Source organism: Kribbella jejuensis, assembly GCF_006715085.1.
In the GTDB taxonomy this organism is placed as follows: Bacteria; Actinomycetota; Actinomycetes; order Propionibacteriales; family Kribbellaceae; genus Kribbella; species Kribbella jejuensis.
On record NZ_VFMM01000003.1, the window covers coordinates 613888 to 630897 of the forward strand.

At 70.0% G+C, this 17010-nt stretch carries 15 protein-coding genes; 9 read left to right on the plus strand and 6 right to left on the minus strand.

The window, feature by feature from the left end; translation table 11 throughout:
- Window positions 1-10 precede the first annotated feature (10 nt).
- Both FB475_RS30635 and FB475_RS30640 read left to right on the plus strand, forming a co-directional pair.
- Window positions 11-964, plus strand: coding sequence for a DUF389 domain-containing protein (locus FB475_RS30635; RefSeq protein WP_141861706.1), 954 nt, complete (start codon window positions 11-13; stop codon window positions 962-964).
- A 155-nt stretch (window positions 965-1119) separates the two neighbouring features.
- Complete coding sequence (locus tag FB475_RS30640; RefSeq protein WP_141860837.1) at window positions 1120-2067, plus strand: helix-turn-helix domain-containing protein; 948 nt, start codon at window positions 1120-1122, stop codon at window positions 2065-2067.
- Window positions 2068-2080: 13 nt separating this feature from the next.
- Here FB475_RS30640 and FB475_RS30645 read toward each other — a convergent pair whose 3' ends face one another.
- Both FB475_RS30645 and FB475_RS30650 read right to left on the minus strand, forming a co-directional pair.
- Window positions 2081-2842 (minus strand): YaaA family protein, encoded by a 762-nt coding sequence (locus FB475_RS30645; RefSeq protein WP_141860839.1) that lies wholly within the window; start codon window positions 2840-2842, stop codon window positions 2081-2083.
- Window positions 2839-3783 (minus strand): aldo/keto reductase, encoded by a 945-nt coding sequence (locus tag FB475_RS30650; protein ID WP_202878614.1) that lies wholly within the window; start codon window positions 3781-3783, stop codon window positions 2839-2841. The genes FB475_RS30645 and FB475_RS30650 overlap by 4 nt, the downstream gene beginning before the upstream one ends.
- Window positions 3784-3817: 34 nt before the next feature.
- Here FB475_RS30650 and pepN point away from each other — a divergent pair, with 34 nt between their 5' ends.
- The 4 genes from pepN (at window position 3818) to FB475_RS37005 (ending at window position 9222) form a co-directional block, all read left to right on the plus strand.
- Window positions 3818-6274 carry an aminopeptidase N gene (pepN, locus tag FB475_RS30655; protein WP_141860841.1) on the plus strand — a complete coding sequence of 819 codons (2457 nt, stop codon included), beginning with the start codon at window positions 3818-3820 and terminating at the stop codon, window positions 6272-6274.
- A 187-nt stretch (window positions 6275-6461) separates the two neighbouring features.
- The gene (sepH, locus tag FB475_RS30660) at window positions 6462-8087 is read left to right on the plus strand and encodes a septation protein SepH (protein ID WP_141860843.1); all 1626 of its coding nucleotides are present in this window, start codon (window positions 6462-6464) and stop codon (window positions 8085-8087) included.
- 208 nt (window positions 8088-8295) lie between these two features.
- On the plus strand, window positions 8296-8700 hold the full coding sequence (locus tag FB475_RS30665; protein WP_141860845.1) for a hypothetical protein: 405 nt from the start codon (window positions 8296-8298) through the stop codon (window positions 8698-8700).
- Window positions 8701-9063: 363 nt separating this feature from the next.
- Complete coding sequence (locus tag FB475_RS37005) at window positions 9064-9222, plus strand: hypothetical protein (protein WP_185759506.1); 159 nt, start codon at window positions 9064-9066, stop codon at window positions 9220-9222.
- 430 nt (window positions 9223-9652) lie between these two features.
- Here FB475_RS37005 and FB475_RS30670 read toward each other — a convergent pair whose 3' ends face one another.
- Entirely contained in the window at window positions 9653-10048 is a 396-nt protein-coding gene (locus FB475_RS30670) for a winged helix-turn-helix transcriptional regulator (RefSeq protein WP_238332539.1), read from the minus strand.
- Window positions 10049-10104: 56 nt separating this feature from the next.
- Here FB475_RS30670 and FB475_RS30675 point away from each other — a divergent pair, with 56 nt between their 5' ends.
- Entirely contained in the window at window positions 10105-10902 is a 798-nt protein-coding gene (locus tag FB475_RS30675) for an NAD(P)H-binding protein (protein ID WP_141860847.1), read from the plus strand.
- A gap of 894 nt (window positions 10903-11796) precedes the next feature.
- Here the strand turns inward: FB475_RS30675 and FB475_RS30680 are convergent.
- Window positions 11797-12951 carry a coiled-coil domain-containing protein gene (locus FB475_RS30680; protein ID WP_141860849.1) on the minus strand — a complete coding sequence of 385 codons (1155 nt, stop codon included), beginning with the start codon at window positions 12949-12951 and terminating at the stop codon, window positions 11797-11799.
- A 126-nt stretch (window positions 12952-13077) separates the two neighbouring features.
- On the opposite strand from FB475_RS30680, the gene FB475_RS30685 reads away from it, so the two are divergent.
- The gene (locus FB475_RS30685; protein WP_141860851.1) at window positions 13078-14190 is read left to right on the plus strand and encodes a tyrosine-type recombinase/integrase; all 1113 of its coding nucleotides are present in this window, start codon (window positions 13078-13080) and stop codon (window positions 14188-14190) included.
- Here the strand turns inward: FB475_RS30685 and FB475_RS30690 are convergent.
- Together FB475_RS30690 and FB475_RS30695 are read right to left on the minus strand one after the other, a co-directional pair.
- The gene (locus FB475_RS30690) at window positions 14174-14689 is read right to left on the minus strand and encodes a TetR/AcrR family transcriptional regulator (RefSeq protein WP_141860853.1); all 516 of its coding nucleotides are present in this window, start codon (window positions 14687-14689) and stop codon (window positions 14174-14176) included. The two genes, FB475_RS30685 and FB475_RS30690, sit on opposite strands and share 17 nt — an antisense overlap.
- A gap of 212 nt (window positions 14690-14901) precedes the next feature.
- On the minus strand, window positions 14902-15486 hold the full coding sequence (locus FB475_RS30695; RefSeq protein ID WP_141860855.1) for a TetR/AcrR family transcriptional regulator: 585 nt from the start codon (window positions 15484-15486) through the stop codon (window positions 14902-14904).
- Between the two features lie 100 nt (window positions 15487-15586).
- Between FB475_RS30695 and FB475_RS30700 the strand changes: the two genes are divergently transcribed.
- Complete coding sequence (locus FB475_RS30700; protein WP_141860856.1) at window positions 15587-16984, plus strand: MFS transporter; 1398 nt, start codon at window positions 15587-15589, stop codon at window positions 16982-16984.
- Window positions 16985-17010: the final 26 nt, after the last annotated feature.

Consider the following 17010-nt stretch of genomic DNA (forward strand, 5'->3'; position numbering starts at 1 on the left):
GTGGCGCGTGATGCACCTTCGGCTGATTGCCCCAGCGGACCGCAGCGAACGAGTCCTGGACACGCTCGTCACCGACCCGCGTGTGACGAGCATCGTGCGGATCCCCGGCGCGGCCCACCGCCCCGAGGGCGACGTGATCGAGTGCGACGTCACCCGCGAGGCGACCTCCGAGGTCCTGGCGTTCCTGCGGTCCGAGGGCCTGTACGACGACGGCGCCGTCGCGCTGACCTCCGTCGACTCGGCACCGTCGCGAAACGCGCAGGCCGCCGAGAAGGCCGCACCCGGCGCACCCGACGACGCGGTGATCTGGGACGCGGTCGTCGACCAGGCGTACAACGAGGCCGGCGGCTCCTGGGTGTACTACGCGTTCCTGACGCTCGCGACGATGATCGCCTCGGTCGCCGTGATCACTGATTCGTCGATCCTGGTCGTCGGCGCAATGGTCGTCGGGCCGGAGTTCGGTGTGGTCGCGGCGCTGGCGGTCGGACTGTTCCTGCGCAAGGGCAAGCTCTCGCGCGCGTCGCTCGTACTGCTTGTCAAAGGGTTCGTACTCGCGATCGCGCTGACCGCGATCGCCGCATTGCTGGCCCGCGCGGTCGGCTGGGTGGACGTCACCGACGTGACCGGGGCGCGCCCGCTGACCGGATTCATCTGGCGGCCGGACCGGTGGTCGGCCGTGGTCGCCGTACTCGCGGGCTGCGCCGGCGTACTGTCCCAGACGGCCGGCCGCGGCAACGCGCTGGTCGGGGTGTTCATCTCGGTCACCACCGTCCCGGCCGCGGGAGATCTCGCGCTGTCGCTCGCGTTGTGGGCTCCGCACCAGATCGGCGGGTCGGCCGCGCAGTTGGGTATCAACCTGGCCGGGATGACCGCAGCGGGAGTGGTGACGCTGATGCTGCAGCGGCTGATCTGGCGCAGCTACCTGCGGGTGAAGAGAAGGGCGGGCGCGCGCGTTGAGGCTTGACCGGGCGTCCCCTGTCCGGTCCGCGCGCGCCCAGCACAGTAGACATACCCCACCAGCAGGGGTCCTGCACCTGTCCCGGTACTGACCTATGTCGGCCATGACCTGAAGTCGCCAAACCGGTCGAGCCCGTCCGGCAGACGAGATAGCCTGATCGGATGCTGGAGTCGGTGGGGGTGGAACCGCCCGATGAGGAGGCGTACCGGGCCGTGCTGTCGGCCCCGGGCTGCGAGATCCAGGAGCTGGCCGCGACCCTCGGCCGGGACGAGCTCGACGTACTGGAGACGGTCGGTCGGCTGGAGAAGCTCGGGCTGCTGACCGCCACGTCCGACGACCCGGTCCGGCTGATCCCGACCCGTCCGGACGTCGCGGTCGACGCGCTGGTCGCGGTCCGGCGGGCCGAGCTCGACCGCGTCCGCGCCGAGGCCCGGGTGCTGCTGTCCGAGCTCAGCACGCAGGAGCAGTACCGGCCGGAGAACCTGGTCGAGGTGATCGTCGGACAGGAGGCGATCGCGGCCCGGTTCGCGCAACTGCTGAACGGGACACGCAACCAGCTACTCGTCCTCGACAGGCCGCCGTACGCCGCGCAGGCCGAAGAGTCCGACACTACCGTCCGCGGACTGCTCGGCGACGGGGTCGTTGTGCACGGCATCTACTCCCCCGACTCGCTCGACATCCCGGGCGGTGTCGACGAGGCGTACAGCGCGGCCGACGCGGGCGAGACCTCGCGGGTGCATCCGCAGGTACCGATGAAGCTGGCCGTCTTCGACGCGAAGATCGCGTTACTGCCGTTGTCGGTGGACCAGCTGGTCGACAGCGCGCTCGTCGTCCATCCGTGTGCACTGCTCGACGCGTTGATCGAGATGTTCTGGCTGCTGTGGGACCAGGCGGTTCCCGTCGTACCGGCCGCGAAGGCGGACCCGACCGACGCGCGGTTGATGACGTTGCTCGCGGCGGGGTTCAAGGACGACGCGATCGCGCGACAGCTCGCCCTGAGCAGCCGCACCGTCGGCCGCCGGGTCGCCGAACTGATGGAGACGCTCGGCGCCCGCACCCGCTTCCAAGCCGGCATCCAAGCCCAACGCCGCCACCTCCTCGAGGACTAACAGCCACCGAGCGTCAGTCGTGTTCTACGACGGTGAGGGTCCAGCCTGAGGTTGTGCGGTCGAGGTCGGTGTTCCAGCGGTCGCTTACCAGCTTGTGCAGGGACTTCGGGGTGCCGGGGTCCTTGCCCGACTCGAGCAGGTGGCGTGCGACCAGGCCTCGGGTGTGCTTGGCGTTGTGTGAGACGACGGTGCGTACGCCGTTCCGCTCGCGGACCACGTTCACCGACACCCACTTGTCCGCCTGCGGACCGCTCGGGCGCCACGCCGCGACGTACGTCGACGAACGGCAGTCCACGATCACGCCGTCGATGTCCTTGAGTGCGGTGGTGAGCGGATCGCGCCACACCGACGCCAGCGGTCCGTGGCCCGGCAGCGTCGTACTCATCGAGAGCCGGTACGGCGGGACGCGGTCGGCCGGGCGGAGCGCGCCCCACGCGGCGGAGATGACCAGCAACCGGTTCGCGGCGCGGCGCTTCGATCCGGCCGAGAGCGTGGCGTAGTCGAGGGCGTCGTACAGGACACCGGAGTACAACTCGGAGACCGGGACCGACGGCTCGGTCCGCCAGCGGGTGTTGCGCTCGACCTCGTGCTGCAGCGACGCGCCGACCTCTAGTACATCGTGCGCGTCGGCCGACGCGGACACCTTCGCGAGCGTCTCGAGGACCTGCTCGCGCACCGGGTTCAGCTCCGGGAACGACAGCGTCTCCAGGTCCACGGCCCGGCCGCGCGACCGCCCGGTCTTGCCTTCCGAAGGCGGTAGCAGGATCAGCGTCACGTCAGCTCGTCCAGGATGGCGAGGTCGGCGGCGGTCGGGTCCCAGGTGCCGGCAGCGACGTTCTGGGCGATCTGCTCCGGACTCGTCGCGCCCGCGATCACCGACGCGACCGCGGGCTGCGCGGCCAGGCCACCGATCGCGACGTCGATCATCGTCAGGTCCCGCTCCGCGGCGAACGTCTCCAGCGCCTCGATCTTGTCGAAGTCGGCCTGCGCGAGCCGCTCCGGCTGGGTCGCGAGCCGGCTGCCCTCGGGTGCCGTCGTACCGCGCTTGTACTTGCCCGACAGCAGACCGGACGCGAGCGGGAAGAACGGCAGGATGCCGATCCCGAGGTGTTCGCAGGCCGGCACCAGTTCGTCCTCGACGTCGCGGTCGAGCAGCGAGTACTGGTTCTGGGCGCTGATGAAGTGCTCGAGGCCGTTGGACCGAGACGTCCAGTCCGCGTCGACCACCTGCCAGGCGGCGAACTGCGAACTGCCGATGTACCGCACCTTGCCCTCGGCAACCAACTCGGAGAGCGCTGAGAGGGTCTCCTCGATCGGCGTCACCGGATCCGGGAAGTGCAGCTGGTAGAGGTCGATCCAGTCGGTGCCGAGCCGCTGCAGGCTGGACTCGACGGCCTTGCGGATGTACCGCCGGGAGCCGCGGACGCCCCAGTCCGGGCCGTTCACGCCGCCCATGTCGCCGCCGAACTTGGTCGCGATCACGACCTCGTCGCGGCGCGATCCGAGCGCCTTGCCGAGCAGTTCCTCGCTGAAGCCGTGCTCGCCGCGGTAGATGTCCGCGGTGTCGAACAGCGTGATCCCGGCGTCGATCGCGGCGTTCACCACCGCGTCGGTGCGGCCGGCGTCGAGGCGCCGCCCGAAGTTGTTGCACCCCAGCCCGACAACGCTCACGGTCAAGCCCGAGTCGCCCAATTGACGGTACCCCATAGTGGCCATGTGATCAGCCTAGTCACGGCATACAGTGGCCCTCATGCCGAGTCTCACCGTCGACGGCGCTCGCACTCGGGCCGCCGCGCTTTCCGTCCAGTCGTACGACGTCGATCTCGACCTCACCCAGGGCGAGTCGACGTTCGGGTCCACCACCACGATCCGGTTCACCGCCACCGAACCCACCAGCTGGGTGGACGTGAAGCCTGACGCGCTCACCTCCGTCACGCTGAACGGCGAAGCGGTCGACGTCGCCGGCCTGAACGACGGCCGCCTCGAACTCACCGCCCTGCAGGCCGACAACGAGCTCGTCGTGGTCGCCACCATGGCGTACTCGAACGACGGTGAGGGCCTGCACCGCGCGGTCGACGCCGCCGACGGTCTCGCCTACACGTACGCGATGTCGTTCCTGGACGCCGGCCCGCGGATCTTCGCCTGCTTCGACCAGCCCGATCTGAAGGCGCCGTACCGGTTCAAGGTCACCGCGCCGCGGGACTGGATCGTGCTCGGCAACGGCGCCGCGACGCAGGTCTCCCCCGGCCGCTGGGAGCTGGCCGAGACGAAGCCGCTCTCGACGTACTTCGTCACCGTGGTCGCGGGCCCGTACCACCAGCGCACCGACTCTCACGACGGCATCAACCTCAGCGTCGTGTCCCGGCAGTCGCTCAAGGACGCGCTCGACCGCGAGGCCGCGGACATCTTCGAGGTCACCAAGCAGTCCTTCGACGAATACCACCGGATGTTCGGCTACCGCTACCCGTTCGGCGAGTACCACCAGGCGTTCGTGCCGGAGTTCAACGCGGGCGCGATGGAGAACCCGGGCTGCGTGACGTTCCGCGACCAGATGGTGTTCCGTTCCGCGGTGACCGACGGCGAGCGCAGCCAGCGGGCCCGGACGATCGTGCACGAGATGGCGCACCAGTGGTTCGGCGACACCGTGACGATGAAGTGGTGGAACGACCTCTGGCTGAACGAGTCGTTCGCCGAGTACATGGCGCACCGCGTCTCCACCGCCGCCACCCGGTACACCGACAACTGGATCGACTTCGCCTACATCCGCAAGTGGTGGGGCCTACAGGCCGACCAGCGGTCCTCGACCCACCCGGTCGCGGCGGACGCCGTGAAGGACGCGCTCGCCTCGCTCGACGACTTCGACGGCATCTCGTACGCGAAGGGCGCCGCCGCGCTCAAGCAGCTCGCGGCGTACCTCGGTGACGACGTCTTCCTGGCCGGCGTGAACGCGCACATCGCCGCGAACGAGTTCGGCAACGCCACCTTCGCCGACCTGCTCGCGAAGTGGACCGAGGCCGGCGCGGTCGGGCTGGACGACTGGGCGCAGGCGTGGCTGCGGACCCCGGGGGTCGACACGCTGACCGTCGTACGGACCGACGGCGGGATCAAGTTGCAGCGCAAGGCGCCCGCGGAGTACCCGGCATCACGACCGCACAAGCTGACCGTCGCCGGGTACGACGCCGACGGCACGCGGACCGCTGTCGACGTACTGGTCGACGCCGACGAGGTGTCCGTCGACCTCGACCCGTCGCTCGCGGTGGTGATCCCGGACGCCGGCGACGACAGCTGGGCGAAGATCCGGCTCGACGCGGACAGCCTCGCGAACCTGGCCGGGCTGCTCCCGAAGATCACCGACGGCGTGACGCGGGCCGTCGTACTGAACAGCGTCCGGGACGCGGTCGCCGACGCCGAGCTCGACCCGAAGGTCGGGTTCGACGTCGTGCTCGGGATGCTGCCGACCGAGACCAGCGACATCGCGGTCGGGACGCTGCTGAACTGGTCGGCCTCCACGCTGCTCGGCGTCTACCTGCCGTACGAGCCGTACCGCGGGCAGCTGGCCGACGTACTGGCCGCGCGGCTGGAGACCGTCGAGGTCGGGAGCAGCGTGCAACTGTCCGTCGCGCGCGGGTTCGCCCGGTTCTCCGACGATGCGGACCGGCTGAAGGGCTGGCTCGCCGGCAACGGCGTACCGGACGGCGTCACGATGGACGCGGACCTGCGCTGGATCGTCACGCTGCAGCTCGCGCGGCTCGGCGCGATCGGTGCGGCCGACATCGACGCCGAGCTCGAGCGCGACTCCTCCTCCGAGGGCATCGTGCACGCGACCCGTTGCCGGGCCGCGCTGCCGACCGCCGAGGCGAAGGACCGGGCCTGGGCGCAGATCACCACCGACGCCGACATCGCGAACTACGAGCTGTACGCCGCCTGCGAAGGGTTCTGGCACCCGACCCAGACCGAGCTGACCGATCCGTACGTCGACCGGTACTTCGCCGAGATCGCCGGAACCGAGAAGCTCCGCTCCGGCTGGGTGGTCGCCAGCAGCGCCAAGCTCGCGTTCCCGCGGTACGCCGTCACGCAGCACGTCGTCGACCGCGGCACCGACCTGATCGCGGACGAGTCGGTCGCGGCCGGCATCCGTCGATCGGTGGCCGACAGTGTGGACGACGTGAAGCGTGCACTTGCGGTGCGTTCCGCCTTCGGAAGCTGACGAGTCGTCAGCAGTCACGCCGTGTTGTGACTAGTGTGACTGGTGTGACCAGGAGGACCCTGGTGACCAGGCAAGATGTGTTTTCGTGACGTAACCTCCACAATGACCGCGCGGCACGGCGCGCCGGTCTTGGTCAGGCCCAGCGTCCGGGAGAGACTGTCTAGAACCGCACAGGAGAACAAGGTCAATGCGCGAGGCGAGGCTCGTCGGTCTGAGCCAGGACGGGACACAACTCATCCTGGCCGTGGCAGAGACGGGTGAGGAGTTCGCCGTTCCGGTCGACGACCGGTTGCGTGCGGCCCTCCGCGGCGACCGTGCCCGACTCGGCCAGCTGGAGATTCAAATGGAGAGCGCGCTGCGCCCACGAGACATCCAGGCTCGTATCCGCGCCGGCGAAAGTCCCGAGGCGGTCGCGGCGGTCGCCCAGATGCCGATGGAACGCGTGATGGCGTTCGCCGGCCCGGTACTGGCCGAACGGGACCATATCGCCAGCCTCGCGCAGCGGGCCTCCGTCCGCCGCCGTGGTGGTGGCGACGCTCCGACACGCAACCTCGGCGCGTGGGTGACCGACCGGCTGCGGCTGCGGCAGGTCGACCCGGCCTCGGCCGACTGGGACGCGTGGCGGCGCGAGGACGGTCGCTGGGCGGTTCGCGTGTCGTACTTCGTCGAGTCCGAGGACAACGACGATCCCGCGGCGGAGAAGAAGGACGAGAAGGTCGCGATGTTCGCGTACGACGCCCCCGGGCGGTACGCCGTACCTGACGACGACGAAGCGCGCTGGCTGGTGGGTGAGCAGGCGCAGGTGCTGCCGACGCCGGTCCAGCCGCAGCCCGGCGAGCGGCGGCTCGCCGCGGTCGCGGACATCGATCCGCTGATCGCGCCGGATCACGGCGCCGACAGCTACGAGGCCGGCTTCGAGGACACCATCGCCCTCCGCCGCCGAAACCACCCGGTTTCCGACGCTCCCCGACGCGATGCCGAACGCGGACCCCGACGGGTCCACTCGGTTCCCAACCCCGACGAAGAACCAACCCTCATCGACGTCCCCGTCGACCAGCCCCCCGCACCCCGCCCGTCGGTCCGCGCAGTAGAACGCCCCACCTTCCCCACCGACGACTACCCGGAAGACCACACGGCCCGCACCCACCCCGCCGACCCTTACGCGGAGAACCCACAGCCCACCCGCAGCCGCCCGGAGGACCCGCACCCGGGCCGCACGCGCCCGGCCGACCGTCGCCCGGAGCACGCCCAGCCCGACCGCGCGCGTCCGGCGGACTCCCGCCCGGCCGACCCTCGACCGGAACACGCGCAGCCGACCCGGCCGGGCCCGGCCAACTCTCGCCCGGGGTATCCGCAGCCCGCCGAGGCACACCGCGCCGAACCTCCCCGCCCCGCCGACCCACGCCCGGCGCCCTCACGCTCGACCGAGCCGCTCCGGACTGAGCCGCACCCGACCGAATCCCGTCCGGCCGCGGCCCGACCGGCGGAGCCGCGCCCGACCGAGGGCCGTCCCGCCGAGCCCCGTCCTGCGCCGGCCGCCCGCGCCGAGCAGGCTCCACGTTCGGCCGACCCACGGACCGCGGCGGCACGCTCGACCGACCCCCGCCCGGAGCCGCTGCGCGAGCAGCCGCCGACCGCTCAACCAAACCCCGAAGCCCCCGCCGCAAGCGCTCAGGCGGCCAGGCCCGACGGTGCCGAGACCGTCCCGGCGCAAGATACCGCAGCCGAGCCGAAGAAGAAGCCGGCCCGCCGCGGCAAGCGAGCAAGCGTACCGAGCTGGGACGAAATCATGTTCGGCAAGAAAGCCGACTGACCCACCGCCCACCAACTAGCTGACACATCACGGACAGTCGTCCCATATCGCGGACGGTGTTTGGCGGTAAGCGCGTCGTACTGTCATGATCGTCGGCATGCAGATGCTGTGTTGTTGCTGTTGTCGCTGACGCGCGCCGACTCTCGGCGCACGAGGCCCTGTCCTTTCCGTGGCCCGCCCGCCGACACAGCACTCACAGGAATACCGCATGAATCTCCCGGCTCTCGCCGACCTGCTCGCATCCCGTGGTCTCCGGCTGCTTCCCGGTTCGTACGCCGTGCCGGTCGAGCTGCTCGTACAGTTGCCTGACGCAACCATCGCGCACTTCACCGCCCGCGGCACCACCCTGCGCCTGCGCACGTACTCCCCCGACGCCCTCACCTCGATCACCATCCCCGCCGAATGCGGCTGCGGCGACCACCACCCCCAAACCGGCCCCCTCCGCGTAACCCTCAGCCGCTACGCCGAACCGCTCGACGAACACCTCATCGACGGCCGCCTCGAGTATGGCTGGCAAACCCACGAGGCAGGCCTCCTCCCCCTGGCGGACGCCACGGAATACTTCTTCACCCTCCTCACCCACCTCCCCACCCGCGAACTAATCCCCGCCTAGCCCAACCAGCCCCACCGCCGTCACCCCGCCGCCGTCACCCCGCCGCCGTCACCCCGCCGCCGTCACCCCGCCGCCGTCACCCCCAGCCGTCACCCCCAGCCGCCACGCCTACCGCTCGACAACAGCCGCATCGACGGCCAGCTGGACTACCGGCTGGCACACCCACAGGCCGACGCCACCGCCCACCTCGCCCTCCTCACCCAACTCCTCACCACGCCAACGCCTCCCCGCCCGGTCCGCTGGCCCGATGTGTGACGACTGGCGGGTTGTAACAGGCCAGCAGGCAAGCAACCCGCCAGCGGCGGAGATCACCCGGACTCAGACCGGCCCAGCCGAGGGTCTCGCGAGCGAAACAGCCCACGGGTGGGCGCGGAAGTTAGCGGCGGCTGGCACATGGACGACCGCCCACTACCAACCGCCCAGACGTACGGGTCGGGACGCCGCGGCTGGTGCAGCTACAAGCGCCGGCTGGCGAGAACGTTCACGGTGTACCAGCCGCACAGGCGTGCGGCCGTCGACTAGCCGGCGGACTGGACGCAGCAACGGGCCTACGGCTGCCTGACGGACGTCGCCGGGTACCAGCGGCACCTGCGTGCGGGCCGGGACCCGCAACTGGACGCAGTACGGGTCGCGGCGAGTACGCACGATCGCCGGTGCCGGCCGCTCCGGTATGCGGCGCCCGCCGGCCGCGACTCGGTGCAGCTGCGCCGGCGCGTACGGAACGTCGCAGGATGCCAGTGGTACGGGTCGCCCTGCGACTGGAGGCAGCTGGCGGATCGTACGGACGATGGTCGAGTGCCCAGCGGCGTCTGCTTGCGGGGCCGCGGACCAGCGAGTCGGCGCAGCTGCGCCGACTCGTACCGGACGATGGCCGGGTGCCAGCGGCTGCGGCGTGCGGGGCCGGAGGTCTGCTCGCCTGGACCTGCGATTCAGGCCCCGCGGCTGAACGCGGTTATGGGCGGCGGTTGGGGGGTTGGGTGGTGTCGAAGTGGATGCGGGCGGCTTCTACCTTGGCGAGGTTGGGGGACCACTCGGCGAGGGAGTGGAAGAGTGGGGCGAGGCTTCGGCCGAGGGGGCTGATGTCGTACTCGACGCGGGGCGGGACCTCCGCGAAATACTCGCGGGTGATCAGGCCGTCGCGTTCCAGTTGGCGTAGGCGTTGGGTGAGGACCTTCGGGGTGATGACGCCGATCCGGCGTTGGAGCTCGACGAAGCGCTGGCGGCCGTACTCGTTCAGGGTCCACAGGATCGGCGTCGTCCAGCGGGAGAAGACCAGGTCGACGACGGGCGCGATGGGGCACGCCTGGACGGGGTCGGCGTCAGTTGCGGCAGCTGTGGTCTCGATCACAAACCCGATACTATCCTCTAGGTACCTACTATCTCCAGGCGATTAGCGTCATCCACATGATCGTAATCACCGGAGCAACCGGCAACGTAGGCCGTCCCCTCGTCGACACCCTGACCGCCGCGGGCGAGGACGTCGTGCCCGTCTCGCGCAGCGGCGCCGGCCACCAGGCCGACCTGACCAAACCCGAGACCCTCAGGCCCGTACTCGACGGCGCGAAGGCCGTCTTCCTGCTCACCTCCCCCGACTTCCTTGCCCACGGCAACCTTCAGGGCGTCGTCGACGTACTGCGTGACGCCGCCGTCCCCCGCGTCGTACTCCTCTCATCCCAAGGCGTCACTACCAAGCGGCACCCCTCGATCCACGAGGACGCCGTCACCGGCTCCGGGCTGGAGTGGACGGTCCTGCGACCCGGCAGCTTCGCCAGCAACGCCTACGCCTGGGCCGAATCGATCCGCACCCAGCGAGCGATGGCTGCCCCGTTCGCGGACGTTGCCCTTCCGGTAGTCGACCCGCAGGACATCGCCGAGGTCGCCGCGGCCGCCCTTCGTGACGGCGCGCACGCGAGCGCCGTTTACACGCTGACCGGCCCGGCCGCGCTCTCTCCGCGCCAGCAGGCGGAGGTGATCGGGGAAGCGGTCGGTACGCCGATCAACTTCACCGAACTGACCCGCGCCCAGGCTCGCGCCGGCATGCTCAAGTTCATGCCGGAACCAGTCGTCGAGGCCACCCTCGACGTACTCGGCGCACCACTACCCGCCGAGCAGGCCGTCTCCCCCGACGTCGAGACGGTCCTCGGCCGCCCACCACACACCTTCGCCGACTGGGTAACCCGAAACCTCCCCGCCTTCCGCTGACAAGAACCCCTCCAGCACTCCCGGCGTGCGTGGTGATGGGCAGGACAGGTAGACGTACCGGTCCGCCGTGCTGGAGGTAGGTGGGCAGGTGCCGCGCGGCGGGTGCGAGGCGTGCGGCGAGTGCGAGGCGGGAGATGCCGGACCGGGATGCCGAGGATGCCGGGTCGGGAGGCGGCAAGGTGCCAGGGGCGAGGCGCGACGCAGCAGGGTGCCAGGCACCAGGCGCGAAGCACGAGGCGAGAGATGCGGGGCGGGCCGGGAGGTGCCGGCCGGGAGGTGCCGGGCCGAAGGTGCCGGGCCGGAGGCGGCAAGGTGCCAGGGGCGAGGCGCGACGCAGCAGGGTGCCAGGCACCAGGCGCGAGGTGTCAGGCGGGAGGTGAGAGGCGGGACGCGGCAGGCGGGAGGTGTCAGGCGGGAGGCGGGACGCGGCAGGCGGAGGACGTTCTCGGTTCGCCTGGGGGCTCGGGCTCGGGCTTGGGGTGGGATCGCTGGCCAATGCCGCAGCCGTGTCCGAGTGGAGCCAGAAGGAGGCCGCCAGCGGATGCACGCGCCAGGTGTTCGCGTGGGCGGGTGGCGGGTCGCGAGTGGCTGGGTCAGTTGGGTAGGGGTGGGGTTTGCCGGTTTCTTGGGGTGTGGGGTGGGGGGCGGCGGTGGCCGTTTGGGGTTGGTGGCGGAGGGTTTCGGCTACTTGTTCGGCTACTTGTTCGGCTGCGTGCTGGGCGGCGGGTGTAGGCGGCGGGTGTAGGCGGGAGGACGTTCTCGGGTCGTCTGGTGGCTCGGGCTTGGGGTGGGATCGCTGGCTAATGCCGCAGACGGGTCCGGGTGGAGCCAGAAGGAAGCCTCCAGTGGATGCGCGCGCCGGGTGTTCGTGTGGGTGGGTGGCGAGTGGCGGGGTCAGGTGGCGGGGGTGGGGGTCGCCGGTTCTTGGGGTTTGGGGTTGGTGGGGTGGGGGGCGGCGGTGGCCGTTTGGAGTTGGTGGCGGAGGGTTTCGGCTACTTGTTCGGCTGCGTGTTGGGCGGTGGTCAGGGCAGTGAAGCGGTCTTCGGCTGCTTTTCTGAGGTCGGCCAGTTGGGATTGGTGGTCGGCGCGGAGTTGTTCGCGGTCGGTTCGGTGTTCGGTGCGGAGGGCTTCGAGTTCGGCGCGGTGGCGGTTGCGTTCCTCGCGTAGCTCGGTGCGCAGCTGGTCGCTGGTTTGCTGGGCGGTTTGGCGCTCTGCCTCGGCGGCAGCCTGAGCGAGTCGGGCGGCCTCAGCTTCGGTGCGGGCCTGGCGGAGCTGGTCGTCGGCGACGGCCTGCACATCGCGGATTCGCTGTTCGGCTTCGGCGCGGATCCGCTCGATCTCCGTCGCCGAGGCTTCGTGGGCCGCGGCGATTTCCTGCCGGGCTTGCTCCAGCTCGTCTGCGGCGCTCTCACGGACCGCTGCCGCCTCCCGGCGCGCCTGCTCTGCCGCCTCCTCGGCGACGGCGAGGTCAACACGAGCCGACTCGAGTGCGGCGACGGCTTCCTGCGCGGCCTCGTCGGCCTCTTCGCGCGCATCCTCGGCCTCGGCCGCCAACTGCTCAGCTTTCCGGCGGCGATGCTCCTCTTCGCCTCGCTGGCGCTCGAGGTCGGCCAGCTCCGCCCGCGACGCCGCTTGCAGCTGCTCCACCTCGGCCGCGACTGCCTCGGCATCGCCGTACGTGCGGACCGCTTCCGCGATCTGCGCGAGGTGTCCTTCCAGTTCCTCCACCAGGCGCGGCAGGCTGCCCTTCATCAACTGCTCGAGAGTCATCCGAGCTGCCGTCACCGGCCCAGGTCCCGCCGGCACGGCAGATCCGACCGCGTCCCCATCGCGGCGCACCGGCTGCCTGGCCAGACGGTTCTTCGCGGCCCATGCGTTCGCCTTGTTGTGTACGACGGGCTTCCCGTCGACGCCCGCACCTTCGCGCCCGCAGTACTTCGGTGGGCGGCCCGGGGCGCCGGGATCTGCCTGCTTCGGGTTCGCGCAGGTCACTCCAGGGAACTCGCACAGCCCTTGCCGGCGCGGCGCGATGGACTCCGTCTCCGTCATGACGCCACTCTACCGAATTAAGTCGATAGAGTTCCAGTTTAAGTTAGGTTAACGTCAAAGACTTTGAACTTAACGAAACTGAACTGAAGTAGCGCATAATCCCCGTTATGCGCTAGTTTCTCTGCTGTGGACAATCTCCCGGCACCGCTCGTATTCCGCCCCTCAGAAACTGTGGTCGAGCTGCCGGCGCCCGATCCGACCACCGAAGCCGCCGTACGCCGCGCTCTCGGCCGCCGACGACCGCCAGCCGATCCAGCGGCACCCCCGGTCGACCGCCTGGAACTGCTCGCTGAGGCCCTCACTCCCGAACTGACGGCCCTGGTCGTGCTCTGGCTAGGCGGCACCCGGCGAGCGAGTCACGACACCCGGATCGGGTACGCCGACGACCTGCTGCTGTGGGCCGACTGGGCCCGTCGGGAGCTCGGCCGTGACCGCTTCGGCCTGGACCTGCATCGCGGCGAGGTGACGATGTGGCTCACCTACCAGCAGGACGCGGGCGCGGCCGCGTCATCCATCTCGCGCCGGCTCTCGACGCTGTCCAGCCTGTACCGGTACGCCGCCGGCTGGGGCCTGCCCGTGGTGTCACCGATCTCCGACGACGATCACCGACCGAAGTTCCACCGCGGTCGGCGCGCAACCTCGGCGCGGGTACTGGACGCCGACCAGGTCGAGGCCCTGCTCGCAGCCGCGAGCGACGTCCGCGACGCCCTGATCGTCGGCCTGCTGTACACCGGTGCGCTGCGCGTCTCCGAGCTCTGCGGGGCCGACGACGCCGATCGTCACGACGAGGGCCGGCGTACCTGGCTCGTTGTCACGCGCAAGGGTGGCAAGACCATTCGCGTCCCGCTCGAGACCACGGTGGCCGAGCTGCTCGACGCGTACCGCGCGATGCGGCCCGCCTGGACCGGCGTCGGACCGGCCCCGCTCATAGCGGATGCCAACGGCAACCGACTCGATCGCCACGACGTCACCCGCCTGCTCCGCCGGCTCGCCAAGGCCGCCGGCATCCCCCGCCCGGAGACCGTCGGCCCGCACTCGCTACGCGCGACCGCGATCACCGATCAGAAGCGTCGCGGCCACAGCGCCGAGGACCTCCAGGAGCTGTCCGGCCACGCGGACGTCCGCACGGTGATGATCTACATCGACGACGACGGCCGCGCCGAACGGGTCGCCGCGCTCACCGACGACCTCGGCCGCGTGATGACGGCCGTACCCCGCCACCTCAAGCCCTCGGGCTGAAGCCGACCAGCGGCAGGAACACGTCGTCGACCAGCGCGGTGATCGTCGACGACGGTACTGGCGAACGGCTGAAGAAGATCTCGTGCCGCATCAGGTTCGTCGGCGCGAGCAGAACCACGTCCGGAAGGTCCCCGGCCGGGATCTCGCCACGCTCCGCCGCCCGCTTGACGATCGTCGCCATCACGCCGGTCATCCGGCTGAACACCTCCGGGTCGAGGTCCGGCGCCTCGGCCAGCAGCCCGTGGATCGTGTCCGGACCGAGCTGGACGAACCGATCGGCCATCTGCCGCAGCACCCCGAGCACGTCGCCGCGCAGCGACCCGGTGTCCGGTACGTTGTCGACGATCGAGCCGGTGTGGTGCCGCATCGCCGCGATCACCAGCTCCGCCCGGTTCCGCCAGCGCCGGTACAGCACCTGCTTGCCGGTCTGGGCCCGCGCCGCGACCGACTCTATCGTCAGCTGCGCGTACCCCGAACCTGGCGGTGATGGTCGGCGCATTCCGCGAACTCGAGCCGGTGCAGATCGCGGATGCGAGCAGCACCACCCGAATCATGCAGCAGCTAGGCGGCGCGTTCGGCGCGGCGACGCTGGCAGTCGTCCTGCAGAACCACCTGACCAGCCACCCACCACGGATCGCCTACGCACACAGCTTCGCCTGGGCCATCGGATTCACTGTGATCGCCGCCGTCCCAGCACTGTTTCTGGGAAAGCTAGGCCTCGGGGCCAGGACGGAGCAGTCGGTCGACCAGGCCGTCGACGTACTCCGGGGTCAGGGAGCCCAAGCCGAACAGGACACGGATGTACATCGGGGCCATTACGTGGTCGAGCACGGCCAACGCGTCAGGTGCCGGCTCGCCACGGGCAACGGCACGATCGAGCATGGACTGGAGTTGCCGACCGCGCTCGGCCAGGACCTCGTCCCGCGCCTGGAGACCCTGATCACCCGTGCCGGACAAGGCGACGACCAGGTGCAACAGCGCCAGACCGTCGGGTCCGGTGATTTCGCGCGCCACCTGGGCCGCGTAGCTGCGCAGGTCGCCGGCCAGGCTGCCGGTGTCGGGCATCGGCGACTGCGCATTGAGGCGGGTGAGTGCCACGTCGGCGAGCAGGGTTTCCAGGCTGCCCCACCGGCGGTAGATGCTGCTGTCAGCCACGCCCGCGCGAGCGGCGATGTCGCCGACCGTGAAGTTCCCGTAGCCGCGCTCACTGATCAGGCTCGTGACGGCCTGGTGTACGTCGGCGGCGACGCGCGCGCTACGTCCGCCGGGCCGACGGGTGCGCGGCTGCTCGGTCATGTCCTCACCTTAACGCAGCTGCGACTTGCATTTGCGCCAGCCACTCCTTACAGTCGCTAACGCAGTCAACGACTGCGTTAAGTGAACGAGGGGAATCTCGATGGTTGTATCGCCCGCAGCTCTGAGCACTCGACAGAACCGGGGCGTCCTGCTCGCAGTGACCTGCCTGGGCCAGTTCATGGTCCTGCTCGACAACACGATCGTCGGAGCGGCGCTGCCTGACATGCAGCACCGACTGCACACCGAGCTGACAGGGCTGCAATGGATCGTCGACGCCTACGTATTGCTGGTCGCCATGTTGCTGCTGTCCGGCGGTGTCTTCGCCGACCGGTTCGGCCGCAAGCGGGTCTATCTGACGGGCGTTGCGCTGTTCACCGCCGCGTCGCTGGTCTGCAGCCTCGCATCATCAGTCGGTTGGCTGATCGCCGGCCGGACGCTGCAAGGCATCGGGGCCGCGGCGCTGAGCCCCGCCTCACTGGCTCTGCTCGCCGCTGCCTATCCGGCCCCGCACGAACGAATGAAGGCGATCGGACTGTGGGCCGGATTCAGCGGAATCGGTCTGGCCGCGGGCCCGGTGGCAGGTGGCGTACTCGCGGAAGCGTTCGGCTGGCCCGCCATCTTCCTGGTGAATCTGCCCATTGGCGTGGTCCTGCTGCTGGCCGGCCTGCGCAGCCTTGACGAGACACGCAATCCGAACGCGCCGGCGATCGACGTTCCGGGGACGCTGCTGTCCGTTCTCGGGGTCGGCGCGTTGACCTACGGACTGATCGAGGGTGGTGCCCGCGGGTGGACGTCGCCGCTGATCCTGGGCAGCTTCGCGGCGGCCGTCATCCTCCTCGCAGCCTTCGTCGCCGTCGAAGCGCGTCGTTCCGCTCCGGTGCTACCGCTGCGGCTGTTCCGGCAGCGACTGTTCAATGTGTCCAACGCGGCCATGGTCGTGGTCGGGTTCGCCCTGATGGGCTCGTCGTTCTTCTTCTCCCAGTTCTTCGTCTATGTCCAGGGCAGTTCGATCCTGCACGCCGGTCTCGAGACGTTGCCGACATCGCTCGCGATGGTGATGGTCAGCCCGTACGCGGGCAGGCTCGCTGCCCGGTACGGCTTCCGCATCGTGGTCACGGTCGGCCTGGCGCTGGCCGGTCCGGGTCTCCTGGCGCTCGGTACGGTCCACGCCGGCACCGGGTACTGGAACGTCTGGTGGCGGCTAGCACTCGTCGGTATCGGCTTCGCGCTGACGATGTCCCCTTTGACGGGAGCTGCCATCCAAGCCGTCAGCCCGCAAGAAGGTGGCCTTGCGTCAGGCATCAGCAGCACCACCCGGCAGATCGGCGCGGTGCTCGGCGTGGCGCTCCTCGGAGCCATCGTGCGGACTCGTCAGTCCGGCGGCGCGACGTTCGAGGCCGGGCTCAACACCGCCTTCCTCGCTGCCGGCGCGGTGACCTTGGCCACCGCCGTCTGCACCGGCCTCTGGTTGACCAGCCGGGGTCGAGCAGACTCTTGAATTAGTAACACGCTTGGTTTAACTTA

Coding starts and splice junctions, on each gene's coding strand:
- FB475_RS30635 (WP_141861706.1), top strand. CDS start 11: ATGCACCTTCGGCTGATTGCCCCAGCGGACCGCAGCGAACGAGTCCTG.
- FB475_RS30665 (WP_141860845.1), top strand. CDS start 8,296: ATGAATCTCCCGGCTCTCGCCGACCTGCTCGCATCCCGTGGTCTCCGG.
- FB475_RS30695 (WP_141860855.1), bottom strand. CDS start 15,486: ATGACCGAGCAGCCGCGCACCCGTCGGCCCGGCGGACGTAGCGCGCGC.
- FB475_RS30700 (WP_141860856.1), top strand. CDS start 15,587: ATGGTTGTATCGCCCGCAGCTCTGAGCACTCGACAGAACCGGGGCGTC.
- pepN (WP_141860841.1), top strand. CDS start 3,818: ATGCCGAGTCTCACCGTCGACGGCGCTCGCACTCGGGCCGCCGCGCTT.
- FB475_RS30690 (WP_141860853.1), bottom strand. CDS start 14,689: ATGCGCCGACCATCACCGCCAGGTTCGGGGTACGCGCAGCTGACGATA.
- sepH (WP_141860843.1), top strand. CDS start 6,462: ATGCGCGAGGCGAGGCTCGTCGGTCTGAGCCAGGACGGGACACAACTC.
- FB475_RS30650 (WP_202878614.1), bottom strand. CDS start 3,783: ATGGCCACTATGGGGTACCGTCAATTGGGCGACTCGGGCTTGACCGTG.
- FB475_RS30680 (WP_141860849.1), bottom strand. CDS start 12,951: ATGACGGAGACGGAGTCCATCGCGCCGCGCCGGCAAGGGCTGTGCGAG.
- FB475_RS30640 (WP_141860837.1), top strand. CDS start 1,120: ATGCTGGAGTCGGTGGGGGTGGAACCGCCCGATGAGGAGGCGTACCGG.
- FB475_RS30675 (WP_141860847.1), top strand. CDS start 10,105: ATGATCGTAATCACCGGAGCAACCGGCAACGTAGGCCGTCCCCTCGTC.